Below are 22,608 nucleotides of genomic sequence, written 5' to 3'. Positions count from 1 at the left end.
TTAGTTACGTGGCGCCTCGAAACGGAAGGTGCGAAGGTAATGCGGAGATTCGCACCGCTCGGCAGGGTGTTTTGTTTGGAAGGGGGTGTCATGGCTGACAAAATCCACGGTTTTCTGCCGGCCACGGCCGAAATGCCGACTGACCGCCAGCGGCTGATCCTCCGCTATACCTTCGGAGTCTTGATCGACCTCGTGGTCCTAAACCTGTTCGATGAGTTTTCGGACAGCGTCACGGTCGCTTCCTTCAGCGTGTCGTTGCTTGCAGCCATCCTGTTGCAGGCCCTTCTGAAGGGGACGATTGCCATCGAGCATCAGGTCGCCGTGTTCTTCTCGGCAAGGCAAGGTGCCTTCATGAAGTTCATGCGTTTCTTCGGCGCATGGGTGGTGCTGTTCCTGTCCAAGTTCGTGATTCTGGAGGCGATTACCTTCGTGTTCGGGGATAGGGTCCGCTTCGAAGGCATGCTGCACGGCGTGGTGCCGCTGATTATTGTCGTCATGACCATGGTCATCGCCGAGGAAGTGATCGTGCGGTTCGTCAGATGGATCCGTTGAAGGCTTGCGCAAGTACCACGTAGGAGGCACGGTTTCTCCGAGCGGGAGCTTTGGCGCGATCCGGAGCGCGGCATGCTGGTCCAGTTCCGGCCCGACGTCAGCACTGCCTGGCCCACGCTCGCCTCAGCAGCGGGCCTCGCTGAATGCAAACGTCTGCTGCCACCGCTTCCGACACATGGGAGATGGCGAGGAACGATTTGCATCGGGCTCGGGTTAGCTGAGGTCGGTATCGCGCCAGCTCCAGACGCCTAAATTGAATGTCCAGACGCGTCCAACGTGATCAGCATACATCAGCACGGCGTAGTCGTGATTGTCCGAATGCTCAGGCTCCGGGATTGGATGTCAGGGGCTTTGGGACGGCCTTAATGCCGTTTTCCTGAAATGCCTGGTGCACGGCGAGCAAAACGGCGCGGCGGATCATGAAGTGTTTGCCGGCTTTCGCCATGAATTTGGCCCGGATAACCAGCGTGCCGTCCTCAACCTCGGCAATTCCCTGGCTCTTGAACGGGGCGAGCAAATCTCCAGCAAGTTCCGGATTGGCCGAAATATCCTGGCCGATCTTCTTGAAAATCTTGCGGACCTTGTCGACATCGGTGTTGAATGCAACGCGAAAGGTCAGTTTCTCGATCATCCAGTCGCGGCTGAAATTCTGGATCTTGCCGATCTCGCCATAGGGAATTGTCGCCAAGGCACCGCGCTGATGGCGCAGGGAAACGGACCGGACCGAGATTTTTTCTACGGTCCCCTTGGCGCCCGACGTTTCGATATATTCGCCGAAGCGGAACGCATCGTCGATCAGGAAGAACAGCCCGGAGACCAGGTCCTTCACCAGCGTCTGCGAGCCGAAGCCGATGGCCAGCCCGAACACACTCAAGCCGGCGATCAGCGGCCAGACATTAACCCCGATCGACACCAGGATCGAGAGCAGCGCCAAGGCCAGAATGCTCGATTTGCCGACCGCGCTGATCAGCGGCACCAGCGTGCCCAGCCGTGAACGCGGCGCACCCAGCGCCTCCTCGTCATCAGCTACGGCGGGTAACTCCGCACGTAAGGCGCGAGCCGTCCCTGTGCCGACCACGTTCCACAGAAACGCCGCCCCCAACATGATCAGCGCCACACCGGATGCGCCCTTGGCGACCTCTCGCAGATCTATGCCGAACCCGGCAGCCAGCGGTGTCACCCATAGCGTTCCCAGCATGGCAATCATGATAGCCACGACGGTGAAGCGAGCGGTCTGTCGCCCTGCCGCTGCCAAGATCGAGATGTCAGAAGACTCCAATCCACGCTGCGCCCAGTTCCCGATCATTGCGTCGAGATGCGGCGCGGCGAGAAACATCAACGCGGTCAGCACAACGGCCGACCCACGAAGCGATGCTCCCAGGGTCAGCGCGGCCTGAGTGCTGAGAAAGGTGATTATCACGAAGACGATCACGATTGCCGGCCACATTTTGGCGAGACGGGTGCGCCAGCGGCCTCTGGGACGCGGACCGGCGACGGCGGCTGCCATTGTGCGTCTGTGCCGCCATACCGCCCACGCAAACAAAAAGTAGATCGGAATTCCCAAGCCTGTTCGCAGCAGGTCCCCCAAGGCCGGTCCGACGCTCCAGAGCCGCAACGTCCCGAGCAGCGTAACGCCGACGAGCGCCAAGCCAATAGCAAGCGAGAGGTCGCGCACGAGCGTCGCCATATGGACGGAGCGCTCCGCAAACTCGCTTCGCCGCGATGCCATCAAGAGTGATCTGACGGCGGCGAGGATGATGAGGCCGAGCACGGTCGCTACCGTCCAAAGGTGAAGGGTTTGCAAAGGCAGGCCCGAACCGGCCAGCAGCCGCGCAGCAATGAAACCGATAACCAGCGCCACCACAGCAGCCGCCACGCCCGCGAAGAATCTGCGCCATGCACTGCTCTTGGCACTCGCCTTCTTGAACCGCCGGACGAGCAGGATGAACACGCCCGCTACGAGCGCAACAACCAACACAATCTCGAACAGGAGTGTAAAGAGAGACGTTCCCTCGGCCGCGAGCGAGACCCTCAGGTTTTCAAGCTCGGCGGAGACCCCGCTTAAAGCGGCAAACCGCGCGAACAGTCCGGAGACGAATCGCTCGGCGAGCTGTTCGAAGCCCGAAATCAACGAAGTAACGTCCGTTTCCGCCGTCGTATCCACGATTCCCCCCTTCAGCGCCTCGGAAGCCAGTTCCGGCGTTCGCTCGTCGGCCGCTGTCTCGCTATCCAGCGCCCGACCGTCGAACAATTCAAGCTTTTTTGCCCGGCCCATTGCCCCGCGCGGGGTCCGAGCGCACTGAACTTGTTTCTTCTGGTCGACTTGCCCGGTAGCTTTTTTCACTTGCATCCGACTTCACGATCGGAAACGCGGCTGGTCCGATGAAGATCGGAGCTTCCAGGAGACGCTGATACTACCCGGCCGGCGGATGACCAAGCCGCGGTCTACGGACCGCCGCGAGTGGAAACAGTCCGTCCCGCGTCCCCCGACGCGGCCACCTGTAGAAACCTGTCCGCCGGCACGGACGACCGGTTCACGAGCTTTCACTCGCATACGCAAATCGCCTTGGCCGATGCCGGAACGTGCTAAAGTACCGTTCGCGCCGAAATGTCACCGGAAAGCCATTTTCTGGATATATTTCAAAGTGTTGACCCACAAAAAGGTACCGTCAGGCCGAGAAAACGGGTGACGGTACTTTTCTCGGACGTTAAGTCGCGTACGAAAAGTACCGTCAAAAGTACCGTCAGATTGATCTGCTGTCCTTCACACCCAACGAGGCCCTGGTTTGCACGGGGCCAGAAAAATCAGTGACTTGGGCAGTCGGAGACTTCAGTCGATGATGCAGCGTCGATAGTGAATGAGATAAACCGCCAATCGTCGTTTTTTCTGCGAAAAACTACGCCGGGGCACTCCGGAGTACGCTAACCCCTCACTCCCCTTGCGACGTCCGATGGCGCGTCCAAAGCCGTCTCGAAATGTACCGTCACCATTTCAAGAAGGGCAATTTTGCTTCGTGGTCGCGCCAGCTGCAATGTCGCTACGAGACCTCGGCGGCTGGGCCGGGTTCCAACGAAGGTGTCTGGATGTTTTTCCAGCCGCAGCGCGATGGCCATCAAAGAAGTCCACCAACTTTGCTACGATTACCGCTTCTATCCGGGCAAGCCAGAGGAGCTTGTACTGTTTGCACCAGAAAGTGCAGCGATCACCGCAGCGGTCACTTCGGCGGTGTTCGCCACTCCACCCAGGTCCGGACTCAAATACTCTCCTCGATCGGTGACGGTTTCAATCGCCACCATGAGGCGCCGCGCCGCAGCCGGCTCGCCCAAATGGTCGAGCATTAGGCTTGCGGTCCAGAACGCACCGAGTGGATTGGCGACGCCTTTGCCGGTGATGTCGAAGGCCGAACCGTGGATGGGTTCGAACATGGACGGACGATTGCGCGACGGATCCATATTCGACGTCGAGCCGATCCCGAGCGAACCGCCAAGCGCGGCAGCCAGATCGGACAGGATATCAGCATGAAGGTTGGTCGCCAAAACCGTATCGATGCTGCCCGGCTTGTTGACCATGCGCTGGGTCATTGCATCGACCAGCATCCAGTCGACAGTCAGACCGGGATGATCACGAACCACTTCGCGCACGACTTCGTCCCAGAGCACCATGCCATGGCGCTGTGCGTTTGACTTTGTCACCACTGTCAGCAGTTTGCGGGGGCGCGACATGGCAAGGTCGCAGGCAAAGCGGGCGATCCGTTCGATGCCAGTGCGAGTGAAGACGGCGACATCCATGCCGACTTCGATCGGAAGGCCGCGATGGGCGCGACCGCCGACGCCGGCATATTCGCCTTCGCTGTTTTCGCGGACGATCACCCAGTCTATCTGCTTGCCGAGTTCGGGCCGCAGCGGGCCGGTCAGCCCAGGCAAGAGACGCGTCGGCCGCACATTGGCGTATTGGTCGAAGCCCTGGCAGATGGCCAGACGCAGACCCCAAAGGGTGATATCGTCGGGAAGGTTCGGATCGCCGACCGAACCGAAATAGATGGCATCGAAGCCCTCGATCTGGGTGAGGCCATCCTGCGGCATCATGCGGCCGTTGCGGCGATAGTAGTCCGAGCCCCAGTCGAAGCGCCTGAAATCGAAGGCAAGGCCCGGCTCGACCGCGGCCAATGCTTCCAGTACCTTCACACCGGCCTCAACAACCTCCGGGCCAATGCCGTCACCGCCGATGACCGCGATCTTATGCGAGGACATTTTCAGGCTCCTTTTCGATGGCAGCGACGATGGCGCTGGTCATTCCTTCGGTGTCGGTGGCTCCGCGTATGTCGCTGGTCCGCGTTTCGGGCCGCGAGAGCGCGGCAATGGTCGCTTGCGCCATGAGGGACGCCGCGGCGAGCGCCTCGGCGATGCCGCGGTTATGGCCGAGCCATTCCAGCAGCATGCGGGTGGATTCGATCATCGCATAGGGATTGACGATGCCCTTGCCGGCGATATCGGGAGCAGACCCATGCGCCGCCTGCGCCATGGCTATGTTGCCTTCACCGATGCAAAGGCCAGGCGCCATGCCGAGGCCGCCGACAAGGCCGGCGGCCTCGTCGCTCAATATGTCGCCGAACATGTTGGTGGTGACAACGACATCAGTATGTTACGTCGCAGATTGGCGTATTTTCGGCGGCGTTTGGGTAGGTCTGAATCATTCCCACTCGATTGTTCCCGGCGGCTTCGAGGTGACGTCGTAGACGACGCGGTTGATGCCGCGGACTTCGTTGATGATGCGGGTGGCTGCAGCGCCGAGGAAGGCCATGTCGTAGTGGTAGAAATCCGCCGTCATGCCGTCGACCGAAGTGACGGCGCGTAGCGCACAGACGAACTCGTAGGTGCGACCGTCACCCATCACGCCGACCGTCTGCACCGGCAACAGCACGGCGAAGGCCTGCCAGATGGCATCGTAAAGGCCGGCCTTGCGGATTTCGTCGAGATAGATGGCGTCGGCCTCGCGCAGGATCTCCAGCTTTTCGCGGGTGATGCCGCCCGGGCAGCGGATGGCAAGACCGGGGCCCGGGAACGGATGGCGGCCAATGAAGCTTTCGGGCAGGCCGAGTTCTTTGCCAAGCGCCCTTACCTCGTCCTTGAACAGTTCGCGCAGCGGCTCGACCAGCTGCATGTTCATGCGCGCGGGCAGGCCGCCGACATTGTGGTGCGACTTGATCGTCACCGACGGGCCGCCGGTGAACGAGACGCTCTCGATGACATCGGGATAGAGCGTGCCCTGCGCCAGGAAATCGGCGCCGCCGAGTTTCTTGGCCTCTTCCTCGAACACCTCGATGAACAGCCGGCCGATGGTCTTGCGCTTCTTCTCCGGGTCAACCTCGCCTTCCAGCGCCGAGATGAATTTTTCGGAGGCATCGACCAGGATCAGCGGCAAATTGTAATGCTGGCGGAACATCGCCACCACGCCGGCGGCCTCGTCCTTGCGCATCAGGCCGTGGTCGACAAGGATGCAGGTCAACTGGTCGCCGACCGCCTCGTGGATCAACAGCGCTGCGACGGAGGAATCGACGCCACCCGACAGCGCGCAGATGACCTTGCCCTTGCCGACCTGCTTGCGGATCGTCTCGACCGCGTGCTCGCGGTAGGCGCGCATGGTCCAGTCGCCTTCGATGCCGGCGATGTTGTGGACGAAGTTCCTGAGCAACCGGGCACCATCGGGCGTATGCACCACCTCTGGGTGGAACATGATGCCGTACATCTTGCGCTCGATGTTGCCGAAAATGGCGAAGGGCGAGCCTTCCGACTTGCCGAACACTTCGAACCCCTTGGGCAAGGAGATGACGCGGTCGCCATGGCTCATCCATACCTGATGACGCTGGCCGGGTGCCCACAGGCCCTCGAACAGCGGGCTGTCCTTTTCGATCTCGACGAAGGCGCGGCCGAACTCGCGATGGTCGGAGCTTTCGGCGACGCCGCCCATCTGCACGCACATGGCCATCTGGCCATAGCAAATGCCAAGCACCGGCACGCCGGCGTCGAAGACGATCTGCGGCGCGCGCGGGCTGCCAATATCGCTGGTCGAAGCCGGGCCACCGGACAGGATGACGGCTTTCGGATTGATGCGCTTGAACGCCGCTTCGGCCGACTGGAACGGCACGATCTCGGAAAACACGCCCGCCTCGCGGATGCGGCGGGCGATGAGCTGGGTAAACTGGCTGCCGAAATCGACAATCAGGACGGTGTCGGGATGATTGGCTGTTTTCATGGCGAGCGTTTAGAGAAAGAAATGAGTCGGCGCAATGGGTTGCGAGGCCTGACTTTCAGACTCGTCTTGCATCGTCACGAGACGGTTCCGTCCGAAGCGCGCCCGAGCCAATAGCCTGTTCGAGCCTTATGACGGCGTCCGCCAGCTTCTCGTCGATGACATGCAGATATTCGGTCCAGTCGCCCACGTGCCTGAGATCGGCCGCGCCGTCGGAGATGCCGCGCAGCCCGACCAGCGGGATGTCGAACAGTTGGCAGGCGCGCAGGCAGGCGAAGGTCTCCATGTCGACCATTTCCGCGGCGATCGCATCATAGGCCGCACCGGTGATGATTGCGCCGCCGGTCGACAGCGTCGCCTGCCTGATTTCAGGAATCCTAAACGGCAGCGGCACCGTCACCGGCAGATCGAGAAACGGGGTCGCCCCTTTCTCGAAACCAAGCGGCGAGGCGTCGATGTCGCGGTAGCTGACCGAAACGGCCTGGTAGATTTCCGTCTGCTCCAGCGTCCGGCTGCCGGCTGAGCCAAGCGAAACGACGAGATCCGGCAGCGCCTTCTCCGATTTCAGCGAGGAGAGTTCGACACCCAGCCTGACGCCTGCTTCGACCGGACCGACGCCTGTCATCAATGGCGTGAACAGCTGTTTGAGGTGCGGGCCATATTCTGCCTGCGCCGCCATGACGAAGAGGACGTCCTTGCCGCCAATTCGCACAACGTTACCCATCAGATCAACCTTCTATGCCGTCGCGGCCAACCACCGTCATCATCGTTCCGGTCATCGTCGCGATCAGCTTGGCCTCGCCATCCGCGGCGAAGGCGTAGGCCTGGCCATCGGCGACGATGATGGTGCGGCCGGGCTTGGTCACCGAGCCGCGAAACAGGAAGCGCTCACCGCGGCCGGGCGCCAGCAGATTCACCTTGAACTCGATGGTCAGCACGCCGGAATTTTCCGGCATCAGCGAGAAAGCGGCATAGCCGCAGGCCGAGTCAAGCGCCGTCGAAATGACGCCGGCATGGAGGAAGCCGTGCTGCTGGGTGAGTTCTGCCGAATAGGGCATCTCGATCTCGATGATGCCGGGCGTCACCAGCGTCAGCTCGGCACCGATCGTGGCCATCGCCTTCTGCCGCGCGAAGGAGGTCCTGACGCGATCTTCATAGTCCGGGGCGGGTACGATCTTTGCTGCCATGGCCGCTGCCTTCCTTTACGCGGATAAGCTTATTGCAGAGGCATGGGCGGCAGGCAAATGCTTTTGCTGCACTGCAACAAAACGATCCAAAGGCCGCCCTAGTTCAACCAGAGAAGCGAAGCGTTGAGCAAAGTGGCGAACGCCACCCATGCCGCGTATGGCACAAACAGCCAGCCGGACGGCCGGTCGCGGTTCCAGACCCTGGCGATGAACAGGACGATGGTGGCGAGAAGAAGCACGATGACAAGCAGAGCCGGCCCAATCATCCTGGCGCCGAAGAACGTTGGCGACCACAAGAAATTCAGGACAAGTTGGGTGCCCCAGACCTTCATCGCGGCCCCCGTGGACTCCCGCTGCCATGTCCGCCAGCCGGCCACGGCGATCAGCACATAGAGCAGTGTCCAGGCCGGTCCGAATACCCAGTTCGGCGGGTTGAAGGGCGGCTTGGCCAACGACGCATACCATTCGCCCGGCAGCGTCGTGTAGCCGATCAGCAGGCCTCCTCCCAACACCACGATGAGAAAGAGCAGAAGCGACAGATATCTTTGCAAGGATTCCCCCATTGATGGGCGGCCCGACGCCGCGCATCTGCAACTGGAGCGCTGTCGTCGCCTGTCAACGGCAGCGTCAGTTTGCCCGACGCAACGCACAGAAGAAAAACCCGTCGGTTCCGCTAAGCGCCGGCGACAGGGAGATGTCGCCTTTGGCACCGATGCGTGCGGCTGCCTCATGGCCGGGAAAACGGCTGTCCCAAAGCGCGCGATGATCGACCGGGACAAAACCGCTGTTGCGGTCCCGGAAGGCCGCCACCTGCTCGCCATTCTCCTCGTCGAAGACCGAACAGGTGATGTAGACCAGCAGGCCACCGGGTTTGACATAGGCCTTGGCCGCATCGAGGATCGCCAACTGCTCGCCCTTGCGGGCATCGAGCTGTCTTTGCGTTAGCCGCCATTTGGCATCGGGACGGCGCCGCCAGGTGCCACTGCCGGTGCAGGGCGCGTCGACCAGCACAATGTCCATGTGGTTGCCCAGCTGGGCGAGTTCGGCTGGCTTGGTGACGATCTGGACATTGCGGTTTTCAGAGCGGCGAATGCGGTCGAAGATCGGCGCCAGCCGCGCCTTTTCGGCATCGTGGGCAAAGATCTGGCCGCGGTTGTCCATCGCAGCCGACAATGCCAACGTCTTGCCGCCGGCGCCGGCGCAGAAATCCAGCACCTGCATGCCGGCTTCGGCCCCGGCAAGGGCTGCCGCGATCTGCGAGCCTTCGTCCTGGACCTCGAACCAGCCTTTCTGGAAGGCCGGCTCCGCCTGGACGTTCGGGTGCCTGCCGTCGCCGTCGATCGGCGGGATGCGGATGCCGTGCGGGGCTATTGCAGCGGGTTTCGCCCCGGTTCCCGTCAGTTCGGCCAGCACCTTGTCGCGATTGGCCTGCAAGGTGTTGACCCTGAGATCGAGCGGCGGGCGTGTCGCCAGCGCCGCACCCTCGTCGACCCAGCCGGCGCCAAAGGCTCGCTCGAAAAGCGGCGCGCACCAGTCAGGAACATCCGCCCGCACCGCGTCCGGCGCATCGGCAAGCCGGCGCCCGGCGATTGCCTGAAGCTCAGCGGCGGTCAGCAGCGGCGGTGCGAACTTGTCGCCATCGAGCGCGTCGTTGAGCGACTGGGCCGTCTGGCCCCATTCGAGCAGCAGCGCGCCGAAGCCGATGGCGCGCGGCGTGTCCTCGCCCAGCAGCCAGCCGGCGGAACGCTTGTGGCGCAGGGCGTCATAGACGATGTTGCCGATCGCCGCACGGTCGCCGCCGCCGGCGAAGCGATGCGACAGGCCCCAATCCTTCAGCGCGTCCGCCACCGGCCGGTGGCGCCGGCCGATGTCTTCCAATACTTCGATGGCCGCTGCCAGCCGTCCGCCCAGTCGCATTCGTCATTCCATCAAATCGAGCACGTGATCTCTGAGCCTGCTCTTAGAGCCTTTTAGGTCTGGATTGAACCCCGCTTCCGTCCAGCGATGATGAGGCCCCTAACCGGCCAAAAACCGACCGACCAGTAAATGTCCTCGACCCGTAACAGCAGATCGACCAATAGATGACGGGTCTCTAATGTTCGCAACGACCGAATACAAGCACGCAATCTGGCATAGCTGCACTGCTTTCCAAGTTTTTCGCCAGGTAATACTCTTGCCGACATGATTCGCGGCGCGGAAAACGCGGACCGGCGGATCGACACGAGGAGAGGGCAATGAAGACTTATCTGGCGGAAGTTCTAGGCACATTTCTATTGGTGTTCATCGGTACTGCTTCTGTGGTGACGGGCGGCTTCGGCGGTGCGCTGCCGCTCGGCCAGGAAGGCATCGGTCTGGCGTTCGGCATCGGCCTCATTGCGGCGGCCTATGCGATCGGCCCCATTTCGGGCGCGCATCTCAATCCGGCGGTGACGCTCGGCGTCTTTCTTGCCGGCCGGCTGCCGGCCAAGGACGTCGTCCCTTACTGGATCGCACAGATCATCGGCGGCGTCCTTGCTTCGCTGGCATTGTGGATCATCGTCTCCGGCCAGGTTGGCGGACACACCACCGGCTTCGGCCCCAACGGCTGGGACGTGACGAAATGGGGTGTCAGCTCGGCATTCCTATGGGAAGTGATCGGCACCTTCACGTTCGTCACCGTGATCCTGGGCGTCACGGCTGAAAAGCACTCGACGGCGTTCGCCGGGCTGGTCATCGGCCTGACGCTGGCGGGGTTGCACTTCGCCATCATCCCGGTGACGGGTACGTCGCTCAACCCGGCCCGTTCGATCGGTCCCGCGCTGTTTTCGGGAAGTGCCGCGATCGGCCAGCTCTGGCTCTTCATCGTCGCACCGCTGATCGGCGGCGCTATTGCCGGCGTCGTCGCCAAGGCGCGCATCTTCGAGAAGGACTGAGCTCCGAACGCTCGGGCATCGAAAGGCGCGGGTCAGGCCCGCGCCTTTTTTGTTGGCGATAGACCCATCTAATTCTCGCCAAAGGCTCGGCCTCAAAACAATGATTAGTCTCGGCATTTTACCCGAGATCAGGTGTTTTTGAGAAACAGGTTTTCAGCAGGGTCCGAAATTTCTGCATAGTCTTTTCGGTTGTCTGCGCATCGGCAGCCGCAAAGCCCATGACAAGACCGTTCTGTTTCGTGCCATGACGGTACTGAATCGACAAGGCCGATACATTGATCCCGTGCTGGAGCGCCGCCTCGGCAATTGACGTGTCGTTACATCTCTCGCGGAAAATGCCGACAACCTGGATGCCGGATTCGGTGGCGTGGAAATCCAGCCATTCTCCGAGATATCTCTGCGAGCTTTCCAGGAAGAATTGCCGCCTTTCCGAGTAGAGACGCCGCATGCGTCGAAGATGGCGAGTAAAGTGCCCCTCGTTCATGAAGTCGGCCAGCGCAGCCTGGGTAAGCAGTGGGGCAAACTGGCCGGTCACGCTCAGCGCCGAGACGATAGTAGGGTCTATGGCCTTGGGCGCCACCAGAAAGCCGAGGCGCATGGCTGGAAACAGTATCTTCGCGAAGGTGCCGACATAAACCACGCGATTTGACGCGCCGATGCCCTGCAGCGCAGGAATCGGCTGTCCTTGAAAGCGGTATTCGCCGTCATAGTCATCCTCGATGATCCATGACCGCCAAGTCTCGGCCATGTGCAGGAGATTGAGCCGCTGTTCCATCGGCATGGTTATGCCGAGAGGGTGATGGCAGGAAGGCGTCACAAAAATCATGCGCGGAATGACAGGCGGTGGGTCAAGGTCCCACCCTGCATTACTCACCCGCAGCGGGGCCAGTTTCGCTCCCGCCGAGACGAAAGCCGAACCCGCGCCGTAGTATCCTGGTTCCTCCATCCATACCGTGTCGCCTTCATCGATCAGCAGCCGGGCCAGAAGATCGAACGCCGACTGGGCACCATTGGTCACGACGATCTGTTCGGGGCTGCACTTCACGCCCCGCGAAGCCGTGAGATAGCGAGCTATGGCTTCGCAAAGAGGGGGATAGCCTTTGACGTGATAGGTTCCGAAAAGGTCGATGTGCGCGAATTTTGCACGGCGACTGAGCAGCTTGGACCAGGTGTTGAAAGGAAAGTTGTCCGGGTCCGGCATGCCGGGGTGAAATGCCAGCATACCGGGCCGGCCATGATGATAAGGTTGGGCGAGCATGATCTGCCCACGCAAGGATATCGGGTTCTCGTCCGCTGCCGAGACATGTTCCTGCACGGCCGAACGGGTTGGTAGATCCATCACCACCGAGGGCCTGCGCGGCCGCATGGCCAGGTAGCCTTCCAGCGCCAGTTGGTCGCAAGCAGCAATCACGGTGTTGCGGCCAACGTGCAGATCCCGCGCCATAACCCGTGTCGAGGGCAACGCGTGACCGCTCGGCAGCACGCGGTGCTCGATCAGATCACGCAACTGGACATACAGCTGCCGATGCAAATTAGCGGGGCTGTCGCGATCCAGTGAAATGCCGTCGATTGGAAAACTGGTCTTCATTGTGGTTCCAAAAAATCAAAGCGATCTGGTTCTAACAATGGAACCAAAGCAGTCCTAGGCTCAAGAAAAATGCGATCAGGTTCAGATGGGGCTGACCGATGCAATGCATAAGGGTGGGTGTGATCGGTGCCGGTGGCGTTGCCCAGGTCGAACACATTCCAAATCTGCTCAAGTTGCACCGGCAGTTCGAGGTCCTCGGGGTCTATGATCCGTCGCAGAGAGTCCGCGCCTTTGTCGAAGAGGAGTTCGGCCTCAGGACATTTGCCGAGCTCGATGAGCTTCTTGCCATGCCGCTTGACGCCGTAGTCATAGCTTCGCCGGATGCGTTGCACCTGGAACAGAGTCTCGCTGCCCTCGCCAGGGGCCTACACGTCTTCTGCGAAAAGCCGCTTTGCTACAGCGCCGAGGACATTGACGAATTGATCGCCGCCAGGGGCCGCGCCGGAACGGTGCTTCAGGTCGGCTACATGAAGCGTTTCGATCCGAGCTACGAAGCGGCACTGAAAATGCTGCCGGGCACGGCGCAAGCGCTTCGCTACGTTTCGGTCGAGGCCAATGATGCCGACGCGTGGCCCTTCGTACGTCACCACTCCACATGCCGGGGGGAAGACGTCGCGGCGATGTTGATTGCCTCGACCGCCGCCAAGCAGCGCGAGCAAGTGGAGCGCGCCTTGCCCGGAATAGACGACGCCGACGCCTTTCGCGGCTTCGTTGGCGCTTACTGTTCGTCGATCGTGCACGACGTGAACGCCATCCACGGGTTGCTCGACGCGCTCGGAGTCTCGGACGGCGAAATTGTTGGTGCCTCGCTTTTTGCCAAGGGCGGAGGCGGCCAGGGTGCCGTACGGCTGCTCGACGGCCAGGCGCTTTGGAACATGGTGCACCTGGCCGTACCGGGACTAGCCGACTACCGCGAGCGCATCACTCTCTACTTCGACGACGCCTCGCTGGAACTGGAATTCCCCTCGCCTTATCTCAATCACCAGCCGACGCGCCTGACCCTGCGCACAAGTGACGGCCACACCCTCTCCAGCCGGGAGATTCGAAGCGGCTACGAAGAGGCGTTTGTCGAAGAGTTGAAAGGCTTTTGGTCGGCGATCGTCGAAGGCACGCCGGTGCGCAACACGGCCGAACACGCTCGTCGCGACATGGTGCTTCTGGTCGGCCTCGCCCGGCATCACCTTGCCCAACTCAAGCAATCAGGAGTTCGCCCGTGAAGGTTCGCATCGGCATCAATCCGATCACCTGGACCAACGATGATGTGCCGGAACTCGGCGGCGATACGCCACTCGAGGTCTGTCTTAGCGAAACCAGACAGGCCGGCTATTCCGGGACCGAGCTTGGCGGCAAGTTTCCGCGCCGGTCGGCTGAACTGAAGCCGATCATGGAGCAGTATGGACTTGCCGTGATCTCCGGCTGGTATGATGGCCGTTGCGACGAGAAGGACGTCAGCGCGGAAATGGATGCGATCACGCCACATCTCCAGCTTCTGAAGGATATGGGATCGACCCATGTCGTCTATGCCGACACCTCGCGGGGGCGCCACAATGCCATTTGGGGGCCGATCTCGCAGCGCCCGGCTCTTGGCCCTGAAGAGTGGCCGGCCTACGGCAGAAAACTGACCGCACTGGCCGAGAGAATGGCGGATTTCGGCGTGCGCATGGCCTTTCATCACCATATGGGGACCATCGTCGAGACCGATGCCGAGGTGGGCTCGCTGATGCGGCAAACCGGCGAGGCGGTCGGCCTTCTCTACGACACCGGCCATTCGATGTTTTCAGGCGGCGACCCGCTGGCTTTGATCAAGGCGCATGTCAAACGCGTCGTGCATGTGCATTGCAAGGACGCGCGCAGAGCCGTCCTTGATCGTGCCCGCGCAGGCGACATGAGTTTCATGGGCGCGGTCATGGAAGGTATCTTCACGGTCCCCGGCGACGGGTTCATCGATTACCCGGCCATTTTGCGGGTGCTTGCCGACAACGGTTATAGTGGCTGGATGGTCGTCGAGGCCGAGCAGGATCCCAACAAGGCCAACCCGCTGACCTATGCGACAATGGGATTCCAAAATCTCTCGCGCATGGCCAGGCAAGCCGGATTTACCGTCATGGAATGATCGAGGCCGCGATGCGGCCTCCAAGGAACCAGTGCTGATGAATGAAACTGGACTGAAGGGGCAACTGGACTGCCGACCGTAACTGCGGCGGCGGAAAACAAACAGGAGGTTCTATGTTTTCGCTCGCGAAATTAATAAAGCCTGCGCTCGGCCTTTTGGCCGGCGTCATACTGATGACAGCGGCCACGAGCCTCGCGGCCGCCGACGATACGCGCGTGGTATTTGTGACCCACGGCCAGAGCGGCGATCCGTATTGGTCGGTCGTGAAGAACGGCATGGACGACGCGGCCAAGACCCTGGGCGTCAAGGCTGAATATCTGGCGCCCGAAACCTTCGACATGGCCAAGATGGCGCAGATGATAGACGCCATTGCAGCCTCGAAGCCTGACGGAATGGTTGTTTCGATCCCCGACGCGGCGGCTCTGTCAGCGCCGGTCAAGAATGCCATTGCCGCCGGCATCCCGGTCATCGTCATCGATTCCGGTGGCTCCAAACTGACGCATGACCTTGGCGGCCTGCTGTTCATGGGCCAGGACGAGTTCCAGGCGGGCGTCATGGCGGGCGAGCGCATCAAGGCGCTCGGCCTCACCAAGGCAGTCTGCGCCAATCACGAAGTGGGCAATTCGAGCCTTGATGACCGCTGTGCCGGCTTCGCCAAAGGTCTTGGTGTCGATGTTCCGGTGATGAACGGCGTCATTGACCCGACTGAAATGAAAAACCGCGTGATCGCCTACATGACTGCCCATGGGGATACGCAGTTCGTTCTCGCAGTCGGCGCCAGCGGTGCCGAACCGACGCTGGCCGCGCTCGATGAAATGGGCCTTGCGGGCAAGGTGAAAACCGGCACATTCGACCTGTCTCCCACGATCCTGCAGGCCGTGGTTGCCGGCAAGATGGAATGGGGTATCGACGCCCAGCAATATGCCATGGGCTATATACCGGTCGCCATGTTCGACCTTTGGAAGAAGTACAAGATCATGCCGATCGCCGACTATCCGACGGGGCCCGGCTTCGTCTCCAAGGATACCGCCGCCTCGGTCATCGAGCTGGCAAAACTGGGCAAGCGTTGACAGTTCGCGGCCGGGCATCAGCCCGGCCGCCTTCACTGACGAAGGTAACGCATCCATGACTGCAGAGCTTCGCGACGAGCGGGTCCGCTCCGTCTCCCGTCTGAGCCGTCTTCTCAGCAGGCCGGAGCTTGGCGCGGCGGCCGGAACCGTTCTGGTCTTCGTGTTCTTCGCCATCACCGCGGGGAATACCGGGCTTTTCAGCGCCAAGGGCATCATCAATTTCCTCGAAGTCTCGGCCCAACTTGGCATTCTCGCCGCGCCCGTTGCCCTTTTGATGATCGCGGGTGAGTTCGACCTGTCGGTTGGCTCGATGATCGGGTTTGCCGGAATCCTGATCGCCATCCCGTCCGTGTTCTGGGGCTGGCCGATCTGGCTTTCCTTGCTGTTCTGCTTTGCGGTTTGCGGCGGCATCGGGGCGCTGAACGGGCTCGCCGTGGTCAGAACCGGATTGCCCTCCTTCATTGTGACGCTCGGAAGTTTGTTCATGCTGCGCGGCCTGACACTCGGTCTCACGCGCGGCATATCCGGGCGAACGCAAGTTTCAGGCGTGCACGAACTAGCCTTGAACGATCCCCTCAACAGCCTGTTCTCGGGACAGGTATTTTCCGGCCCCATCGCCTGGCTTTCGGACATCGGCCTGATTGGCAAGCGTGCGGACGGCCTGCCGTCGATCTCCGGCATCCCGGTGTCCATCATCTGGTGGATCGTATTGACTTTGGCCTGTACCTGGTTGCTGACGCGCAGCCGCTTCGGCAACTGGATCTTCGCCGCGGGGGGTGAGGCCAATGCCGCGCGCAACCTCGGCGTGCCGGTTGCACGCACCAAGATCACCCTGTTCGTCATGACGGCCATGGCGGCCGCACTCTTTGCGGCGATCCAGGTTCTGGTCACGGGCTCGGCCGACACGCTACGCGGCACCCAGAAGGAATTCGAGGCCATCATTGCCGTCGTCATCGGCGGCACGCTTCTTACCGGTGGCTACGGATCGGCCATAGGCGCCATGTTCGGGGCGCTGATCTTCGGCGTGGTGCAAATGGGCATCTTCTACACCGGCATCGACACAGACTGGTTCAAGCTATTCATGGGTGCCATGATGGTCATCGCGGTGCTGTTCAACAGCTATGTGCGTAACCGCGCCATGAGGAGCCGGTGATGGCCGAGCCCTATGTCGAACTGAAATCGGTCAGCAAGTATTTTGGGTCGGTCGTTGCGCTGAAGGACGTGTCTTTCGATGTACGTCCCGGCGAGGTGCATTGCCTGCTCGGCGACAATGGTGCCGGCAAGTCGACGCTGATCAAGACGCTATCCGGCGTCTACACCCCCGACGAAGGGGAAATCCGCGTACAGGGCAAGCCTGCAAGGTTTGCCTCGCCGGCCGATACGCGCAACAGCGGCATTGCCACCGTCTACCAGGACCTCGCCCTCGTGCCGCTGATGAGCGTGGCGCGAAACTTTTTTCTGGGGCGCGAGCCGATGCGGAAATTCGGACCGATCCGACAGTTTGACACCGAGTTCGCAAACCGCACCGCGTATGACGAGCTGGCTGCGATGGGAATCCAGCTGCGCGATCCCGAGCAACCCGTCGGCACGCTTTCAGGCGGCGAGCGTCAGTGCCTGGCTATCGCCCGCGCCGTCTACTTCGGCGCCAAGGTTCTTATCCTGGACGAGCCGACGTCGGCGCTGGGAGTCCATCAGGCATCCGTGGTTCTGAAGCTCATCGTGCAGTCCAAGGCGCGCGGCATCGGAGTCATCTTCATTTCCCACAACGTTCACCACGCCTATGTGGTTGGCGATCGCTTCACGTTGTTGAAGCGCGGCAAAAGCACTGGCACTTACGCAAAAACCGAAATTGATCGTGATCAGTTGCTCAATCTGATGGCGGGTGGCAAGGAACTGGTCGATCTGGAGCAGGAACTGACCAAAGCGGCCAAAAGCACGCCGACCTGAGGCGTCCCGCCGGTCGTGTGCCAACTTGCCTGGCAGACTCGATCCCTCAAACATCACAGTTGAAAAGCTCGACGGCGTCCGCCGGCCGGGCGTCGGGATGGTCAGGAAGCAGCCCTTTGTCCACGATGGCTTGGGTCGCGTTCTGGTGAGGACGTAGCAGAAAATAGAATGCGGCAATGTGCGTGATCATCAACAGCGGTACGTAGATGATCGGGATCGCGTAGGCGGCGCCCAGCTGCTCCGCGTGTGCAGGAAGGCCGACCTGGATGGCGTGGCAATAGTCGATGACGAGCTCGACTGTCCCGACGAGATTGAAGGCGACGACGAACAGCCAGAAGAGCCGAGGCAGCCTCACCGTGAGCAGCGCCAGCATGGCCAGCAGACCTGTAGCGAAGTCACCGTAAGCGGCAGACACGGCGAAATGGGCTGGGAGATCGGGGCTTACGACGCCCGGCAGGATGAAGACGAGCCCGAAGAAGCGGAAGCTGTGCAGAGTCGCGATGGCACGTTGCGCCGCGACCCGGTCCATCGAACTCAGCCACCGCAGACCGTATGCGCCGAAGCAGAGAAGCCACGCGATGTAGCCTAGAACGAGATGGGTTTGGAACACCATTTCCGTGGACATTTGACCTCCTGTCAGCAACTGGCTCAGGCCGTCCAGCTTCAATCGGTTACCTCTAAGCCAGCTTCCATAGTTCGACTAGGCGGTGTAATCACAACAACCTATGAAGCAGAACTACACAGTCCGACACGGTGCGCTGGAGGGCGTCGAGGTGTTCCTGGCAGTCGCCAGGCGCCGCAACTTCCGCCGTGCCGCCGCCGATCTCGGCGTGACGCCGTCCGCCGTGAGCCAGGCGGTGCGCACGCTGGAGGCCCGCATGGGTGCGGCGCTGTTCGTGCGCACGACACGAAGCGTCGGTTTGACCGAGGCTGGTCAGCGGTTCCTCGATCGTGCGGGCCCTGCCTTCGAGGAACTCGTCGCGGCAGGCGAGGCCGCGCGTGATGTCGGCCAACGGCCGACCGGCCTGCTACGCCTGTCCGTACCCCGCGCCGTCGTGCCGTTGATCCTGGAGCCGATGATCGCGTCATTCTGCCAGGCCTATCCCGAGATCGAACTGGAGATCGCCGCGAGTGACGAGATGGTCGATCTCGCGGCCGGCGGGTTCGATGCCGGCATCCGCCTTGGCCAGTTCATCGCGCCCGACATGGTCGCGGTGCGGCTGACGCCGTCGTTCCCGTTCGTGGTCGTCGGCAGCCCGGACTATCTCGAGCGCCACGGCAGCCCCGAGCATGTCGAGGATCTGCGCCACCACGCCTGCTTGCGCTTGCGCCGTTCGAACGGCGCCATCGCGCCCTGGTCCTTCGTCGACGGTAACGGGGAGGTCGAAGCGATGGTCTCGGGCCCACTGATCGCGCACGACTACCCGACGCTGCTGGGGGCCGCGATGCAGGGCATTGGGCTGGCACAGACGCCTCGACCCGTCGCCGAAGGTCCGATCGCTCAGGGAAAACTCAGATCGGTGCTGGACGGCGTCGCCGCCACCACGCCGGGCGTCTTCCTCTATCATCCCGGCAAGCGCCAAGTCCTGCCGAAGCTGCGCGCCTTCATCGATCACCTCAAATCCGCGGTCTGAGGTAACGAAGGATGCCGCCCCCGGCGCTTCGCTTACACCAAAGCTCTCATGGTATAAATATCAGAAATGCATAAGTAAAAAATACTACAAGATGGACCATTCCGGTCAAGAACGTCGTTCTTTCAGTGCTGAAGCTTACATTGCATATGAAAAGCGCCAAGACCAAAAGGACCGCATCAGCAGCCGGCAGCCCCAGGGTCAGTCCTCTCCCCGTCAACAGGCTGGCGGCTGCGACTCCCGGTATGGTCAGGCCGATCGTGGCGCAAGCCGAACCCATCGCGACATTCAAGCCGCGCTGCAGCTCGTTCTTGAGTGAAGCGCGCACCGCCGAAATGGCCTCCGGCATCAACACCAGCCCCGCGATCATTGCCCCCACAATGCTGTCAGCCTGCGTCACCTGGTAGGTAACGAGCGTATCTTCGACGCTTGCCGCGACCTGCTCGGCGAGCATGACAATTCCGATCAGGCCGGCCATCAGCAACAGAGCGCTGGCAGAGATGTTCTCGTGAGGGGCAGCGCGCACCGAAACGTCGTGTGGTTGTCCCTGGATAAAGTCCTCCCGGTGCCGAACAGTCTGCGCGAACACGAAGCTTGCATAGAGCAGCACTGAAAGGACGCTGACGAAACCAAGTTGGGCTGCCGAAAACGTGCCGGGATCCGTGGTCTGGGTGTAGGTCGGCAGAATAAGCGTCATGACGGTCAGCGCGATCAGAACCGCCAGATAGGCACTGGTCCCTTGCCGCAGGATGGCCTGCTTGCGATGACGCCAGCCACCAAGCGCGAGACACATGCCGACAACGCCGGTGGATGTGATCAAAACCGTCGAGAAGACGGACTCCCGTGCCAGCGTCGGGTTGTTCTCTCCATGCAGCATCATGGAAACAATGATCGACACTTCGATTGCCGTGACGGCAAACGTCAGCACCAGCGTGCCGTACGGCTCCCCTACCCGCCGAGCTACCGCCTCGGCGTGGTCGAGCACCACGAAAATGGTGACGAACATGATCGCACTCGACAGCGCACCGACAAGGATTCTGGCGTTCAGCGAACCCTGGTCCACCGACAGCCCGCTGGCTCTGACCGCGACAGCCATCGCCAGCGCAGTGATGGGCATCGCGTAGGAAATCGCCGATCGTCCGAAACCAGTCATTCAAGCCCCCCATGTGTTTCTGCGAACCTTGCGGAAAGCCTGTGGGGAGCGCCTCAGCCAATGTCATCGCAAAGCCGGCAAGCCCATCGCCCGGCGTTCGACTCCGGCAAACGACACCATCGAGGCACCCTGCCCCTCACGCAGTCTTCTGCGTCACCAGCCCCAATTCCTCGACCATCGCATTGCGCATCAGGAATTTCTGCGGCTTGCCGGTCACCGTCATCGGCAATTCGGTGCGGAAGCGGATGTGGCGCGGAATCTTGTAGTGGGCGATCTGGCCGGCGCAGAAGTTTTTGATCTCCTGTTCGGTGGCGATCTGGCCGGGCTTGAGCACGATCCAGGCGCACAGCTCCTCGCCATACTTGGTGTCGGGAATGCCGAACACCTGCACTTCCCTGACCTTGGGATGGCGGTAGAGGAATTCCTCGACCTCTCTGGGATAGACGTTCTCGCCGCCGCGGATGACCATGTCCTTGACCCTGCCGACAATGTTGCAATAGCCCTCGGCGTCGATGGTGGCGAGGTCGCCGGTGTGCATCCAGCCGTCGGTGTCGATCGCCTCGCGGGTCTTCTCTTCGTCGTCCCAGTAGCCCTTCATCACCGAATAGCCGCGCGTACAGAGCTCGCCCGGCGCGCCGACGGCGACGGTGGCTCCATCGGCATCGACAGCCTTGACCTCGACATGCGGGTGGATGCGCCCGACGGTCGAGACGCGCTTTTCCAGCGGGTCGTCGACGCCGCTCTGGAACGAGACCGGGCTGGTTTCGGTCATGCCGTAGGCGATGGTCACCTCTTCCATATGCATCAGCGACACCACCTTCTTCATCACCTCGATCGGGCATGGCGAACCGGCCATGATGCCGGTGCGCAGGCTGGAGAGATCGAAGGATGAAAAATCCGGATGATCGAGGAGTGCTACAAACATGGTCGGCACGCCATAGAGCCCGGTGCAGCGTTCCTGAGCCACCGCCTTCAACGTGGCGCCGGGGTCGAACCCCTCGCCCGGGAAAACCATGGTCGCCCCTTTCGACACGCAGCCCATCGTCCCCATCGACATGCCGAAGCAATGATAGAGCGGCACCGGGATGCAGAGCCGATCATCGACGGTCAGCTTGATGGCCGAGGTGACGAAATTGCCGTTGTTGACGATGTTGCTGTGGGTCAGCGTCGCGCCCTTGGGCGCGCCCGTGGTGCCTGACGTGAACTGGATGTTGATGGCGTCGCCGGGCTTCAGCCCCTCCGAGATGCGGTCGAGGCTGTCATGCTCGTCGCGCCCGGCCATGGCCAGCACATCACCGAAATTGAACATGCCGGGCGAGTTCTCATCACCCATGCGGATGACGATCTTCAGCGCCGGCAGTACTTGCGCCTTGAGCTTACCGGGCGTGGCCTTGGCGATCTCCGGCGCCAGCGTCTCGATCATGCCGAGATAATCTGAGGTCTTGAATTTGGCCGCCGTGACCAACGCCTTGCAGCCGACCTTGTTCAAGGCGTATTCGAGTTCGGTCAGCCGATAAGCCGGGTTGATGTTGACCAGGATCAGGCCGATGCGGGCGGTGGCGAATTGCGTCACCAGCCATTCCCAGCGGTTGGGCGACCAGATGCCGACGCGATCGCCTTTTGCGAGGCCCAACGCCAGGAAGCCGGCGGCCAGCGCGTCCACCGTGTCCGACAGTTCGCTCCAGGTGAAGCGCTTGTCCTGGTCGACGAAGACGGCGGCGTCTTGCGTGGCGTATTTGCTGGCTGTGTCGGAAAACAGTGCGGGAATTGTCTTGTCGAGCAACGGCATCGTGAGCTCGCCTGAGACATGCGCCTTGCCGTCGACGGGTGCGACGAAGGTGCCGCCATTGCGCGCTCCGCGGCCGCGCAAATTGGTGGCGTTCTTCAGCTCGTCGAGATTGACTGGCATCGCTCTCTCCTCCCGGGACTGGCCGAGCCTATCAGCCTCCCGGGGTGGAGGAAATCCCGTCGATGGTACTGGACGATCCCCTCCCTCTTGAGGGGAGGGTGCCGAGCGAAGCGAGGCGGGTGGGGTCGTCTCACGTCGAGCACGGCCGCAACGACCCTCCCGTCGATCCGCCTTCGGCGGCTGTCCACCCTCCCTCAAGGGCATATGCGCTAAGATAGCTTCGGCATGGACTGAAATTTGCGCTTTCGAGGTGGCTCACGCCATCGATGTCGCAAGGCATGGAGATTTTGGCGCAG

General features: G+C 61.6%; 19 protein-coding genes and 1 pseudogene. 8 read left to right on the top strand and 12 right to left on the bottom strand.

Annotated features, from left to right (window positions below; translation table 11 throughout):
- Positions 1-90: 90 nt before the first annotated feature.
- Positions 91-552, top strand: a complete 462-nt coding sequence (locus ASD12_RS17190; protein ID WP_056588492.1) for a hypothetical protein — start codon at positions 91-93, stop codon at positions 550-552.
- A 322-nt stretch (positions 553-874) separates the two neighbouring features.
- Here ASD12_RS17190 and ASD12_RS17185 read toward each other — a convergent pair whose 3' ends face one another.
- The 8 genes and pseudogenes from ASD12_RS17185 to ASD12_RS17150 all read right to left on the bottom strand — a co-directional run bounded on the left by ASD12_RS17185 (position 875) and on the right by ASD12_RS17150 (position 9,906).
- The gene (locus ASD12_RS17185; RefSeq protein ID WP_244482873.1) at positions 875-2,896 is read right to left on the bottom strand and encodes a mechanosensitive ion channel family protein; all 2,022 of its coding nucleotides are present in this window, start codon (positions 2,894-2,896) and stop codon (positions 875-877) included.
- A gap of 806 nt (positions 2,897-3,702) precedes the next feature.
- The gene (locus tag ASD12_RS17180; protein WP_056588489.1) at positions 3,703-4,803 is read right to left on the bottom strand and encodes a tartrate dehydrogenase; all 1,101 of its coding nucleotides are present in this window, start codon (positions 4,801-4,803) and stop codon (positions 3,703-3,705) included.
- Positions 4,790-5,179, bottom strand: a pseudogene (locus tag ASD12_RS17175) (isocitrate/isopropylmalate family dehydrogenase); the annotation flags it as partial. The gene ASD12_RS17180 and the pseudogene ASD12_RS17175, both read right to left, overlap by 14 nt.
- 63 nt (positions 5,180-5,242) lie before the next feature.
- The gene (gene guaA / locus ASD12_RS17170; RefSeq protein ID WP_056588484.1) at positions 5,243-6,805 is read right to left on the bottom strand and encodes a glutamine-hydrolyzing GMP synthase; all 1,563 of its coding nucleotides are present in this window, start codon (positions 6,803-6,805) and stop codon (positions 5,243-5,245) included.
- Between the two features lie 55 nt (positions 6,806-6,860).
- Positions 6,861-7,526 carry a 5'-methylthioadenosine/S-adenosylhomocysteine nucleosidase gene (locus ASD12_RS17165; protein WP_056588481.1) on the bottom strand — a complete coding sequence of 222 codons (666 nt, stop codon included), beginning with the start codon at positions 7,524-7,526 and terminating at the stop codon, positions 6,861-6,863.
- A 4-nt stretch (positions 7,527-7,530) separates the two neighbouring features.
- Positions 7,531-7,989 (bottom strand): PaaI family thioesterase, encoded by a 459-nt coding sequence (locus ASD12_RS17160; RefSeq protein ID WP_056588478.1) that lies wholly within the window; start codon positions 7,987-7,989, stop codon positions 7,531-7,533.
- A 98-nt stretch (positions 7,990-8,087) separates the two neighbouring features.
- Positions 8,088-8,540 carry a TspO/MBR family protein gene (locus ASD12_RS17155; protein ID WP_056588591.1) on the bottom strand — a complete coding sequence of 151 codons (453 nt, stop codon included), beginning with the start codon at positions 8,538-8,540 and terminating at the stop codon, positions 8,088-8,090.
- Between the two features lie 76 nt (positions 8,541-8,616).
- Positions 8,617-9,906, bottom strand: coding sequence for an RsmB/NOP family class I SAM-dependent RNA methyltransferase (locus ASD12_RS17150; RefSeq protein WP_056588475.1), 1,290 nt, complete (start codon positions 9,904-9,906; stop codon positions 8,617-8,619).
- A 317-nt stretch (positions 9,907-10,223) separates the two neighbouring features.
- Between ASD12_RS17150 and ASD12_RS17145 the strand changes: the two genes are divergently transcribed.
- Entirely contained in the window at positions 10,224-10,901 is a 678-nt protein-coding gene (locus ASD12_RS17145; RefSeq protein WP_056588472.1) for an MIP family channel protein, read from the top strand.
- A 118-nt stretch (positions 10,902-11,019) separates the two neighbouring features.
- On the opposite strand, the gene ASD12_RS17140 is transcribed toward ASD12_RS17145, so the two are convergent.
- A complete protein-coding gene (locus ASD12_RS17140) occupies positions 11,020-12,489 on the bottom strand; it encodes a PLP-dependent aminotransferase family protein (protein WP_056588469.1) in 1,470 nt (489 codons plus the stop codon).
- 98 nt (positions 12,490-12,587) lie between these two features.
- Between ASD12_RS17140 and ASD12_RS17135 the strand changes: the two genes are divergently transcribed.
- From ASD12_RS17135 to ASD12_RS17115, 5 genes are all read left to right on the top strand, one after another.
- Positions 12,588-13,706 carry a Gfo/Idh/MocA family oxidoreductase gene (locus ASD12_RS17135; protein ID WP_056588465.1) on the top strand — a complete coding sequence of 373 codons (1,119 nt, stop codon included), beginning with the start codon at positions 12,588-12,590 and terminating at the stop codon, positions 13,704-13,706.
- The gene (gene iolE, locus ASD12_RS17130) at positions 13,703-14,602 is read left to right on the top strand and encodes a myo-inosose-2 dehydratase (protein WP_056588462.1); all 900 of its coding nucleotides are present in this window, start codon (positions 13,703-13,705) and stop codon (positions 14,600-14,602) included. The genes ASD12_RS17135 and iolE overlap by 4 nt, the downstream gene beginning before the upstream one ends.
- 173 nt (positions 14,603-14,775) lie before the next feature.
- Positions 14,776-15,672 (top strand): sugar ABC transporter substrate-binding protein, encoded by an 897-nt coding sequence (locus tag ASD12_RS17125; protein WP_244482872.1) that lies wholly within the window; start codon positions 14,776-14,778, stop codon positions 15,670-15,672.
- Between the two features lie 55 nt (positions 15,673-15,727).
- Positions 15,728-16,825, top strand: a complete 1,098-nt coding sequence (locus tag ASD12_RS17120) for an ABC transporter permease (RefSeq protein ID WP_056588455.1) — start codon at positions 15,728-15,730, stop codon at positions 16,823-16,825.
- Positions 16,825-17,619 carry an ATP-binding cassette domain-containing protein gene (locus ASD12_RS17115; protein ID WP_056588452.1) on the top strand — a complete coding sequence of 265 codons (795 nt, stop codon included), beginning with the start codon at positions 16,825-16,827 and terminating at the stop codon, positions 17,617-17,619. Before ASD12_RS17120 ends, ASD12_RS17115 begins: the two co-directional genes overlap by 1 nt.
- A 46-nt stretch (positions 17,620-17,665) precedes the next feature.
- On the opposite strand, the gene ASD12_RS17110 is transcribed toward ASD12_RS17115, so the two are convergent.
- Entirely contained in the window at positions 17,666-18,244 is a 579-nt protein-coding gene (locus ASD12_RS17110; RefSeq protein WP_056588448.1) for a hypothetical protein, read from the bottom strand.
- Positions 18,245-18,344: 100 nt separating this feature from the next.
- Between ASD12_RS17110 and ASD12_RS17105 the strand changes: the two genes are divergently transcribed.
- Positions 18,345-19,253 carry a LysR substrate-binding domain-containing protein gene (locus ASD12_RS17105; RefSeq protein ID WP_056588445.1) on the top strand — a complete coding sequence of 303 codons (909 nt, stop codon included), beginning with the start codon at positions 18,345-18,347 and terminating at the stop codon, positions 19,251-19,253.
- Positions 19,254-19,299: 46 nt separating this feature from the next.
- On the opposite strand, the gene ASD12_RS17100 is transcribed toward ASD12_RS17105, so the two are convergent.
- Positions 19,300-20,403: a calcium:proton antiporter gene (locus ASD12_RS17100; RefSeq protein ID WP_056588442.1), complete on the bottom strand. Its 1,104-nt coding sequence runs from the start codon at positions 20,401-20,403 to the stop codon at positions 19,300-19,302.
- A 136-nt stretch (positions 20,404-20,539) separates the two neighbouring features.
- Positions 20,540-22,312, bottom strand: coding sequence for an AMP-binding protein (locus ASD12_RS17095; RefSeq protein ID WP_056588439.1), 1,773 nt, complete (start codon positions 22,310-22,312; stop codon positions 20,540-20,542).
- Positions 22,313-22,608 lie beyond the last annotated feature (296 nt).

The sequence above is a fragment of the Mesorhizobium sp. Root102 genome, from assembly GCF_001425625.1.
Taxonomy (GTDB): Bacteria; Pseudomonadota; Alphaproteobacteria; order Rhizobiales; family Rhizobiaceae; genus Mesorhizobium.
Note: the sequence above shows the minus strand (reverse complement) of the source record. Positions and strands in the feature narration are given on the sequence as shown.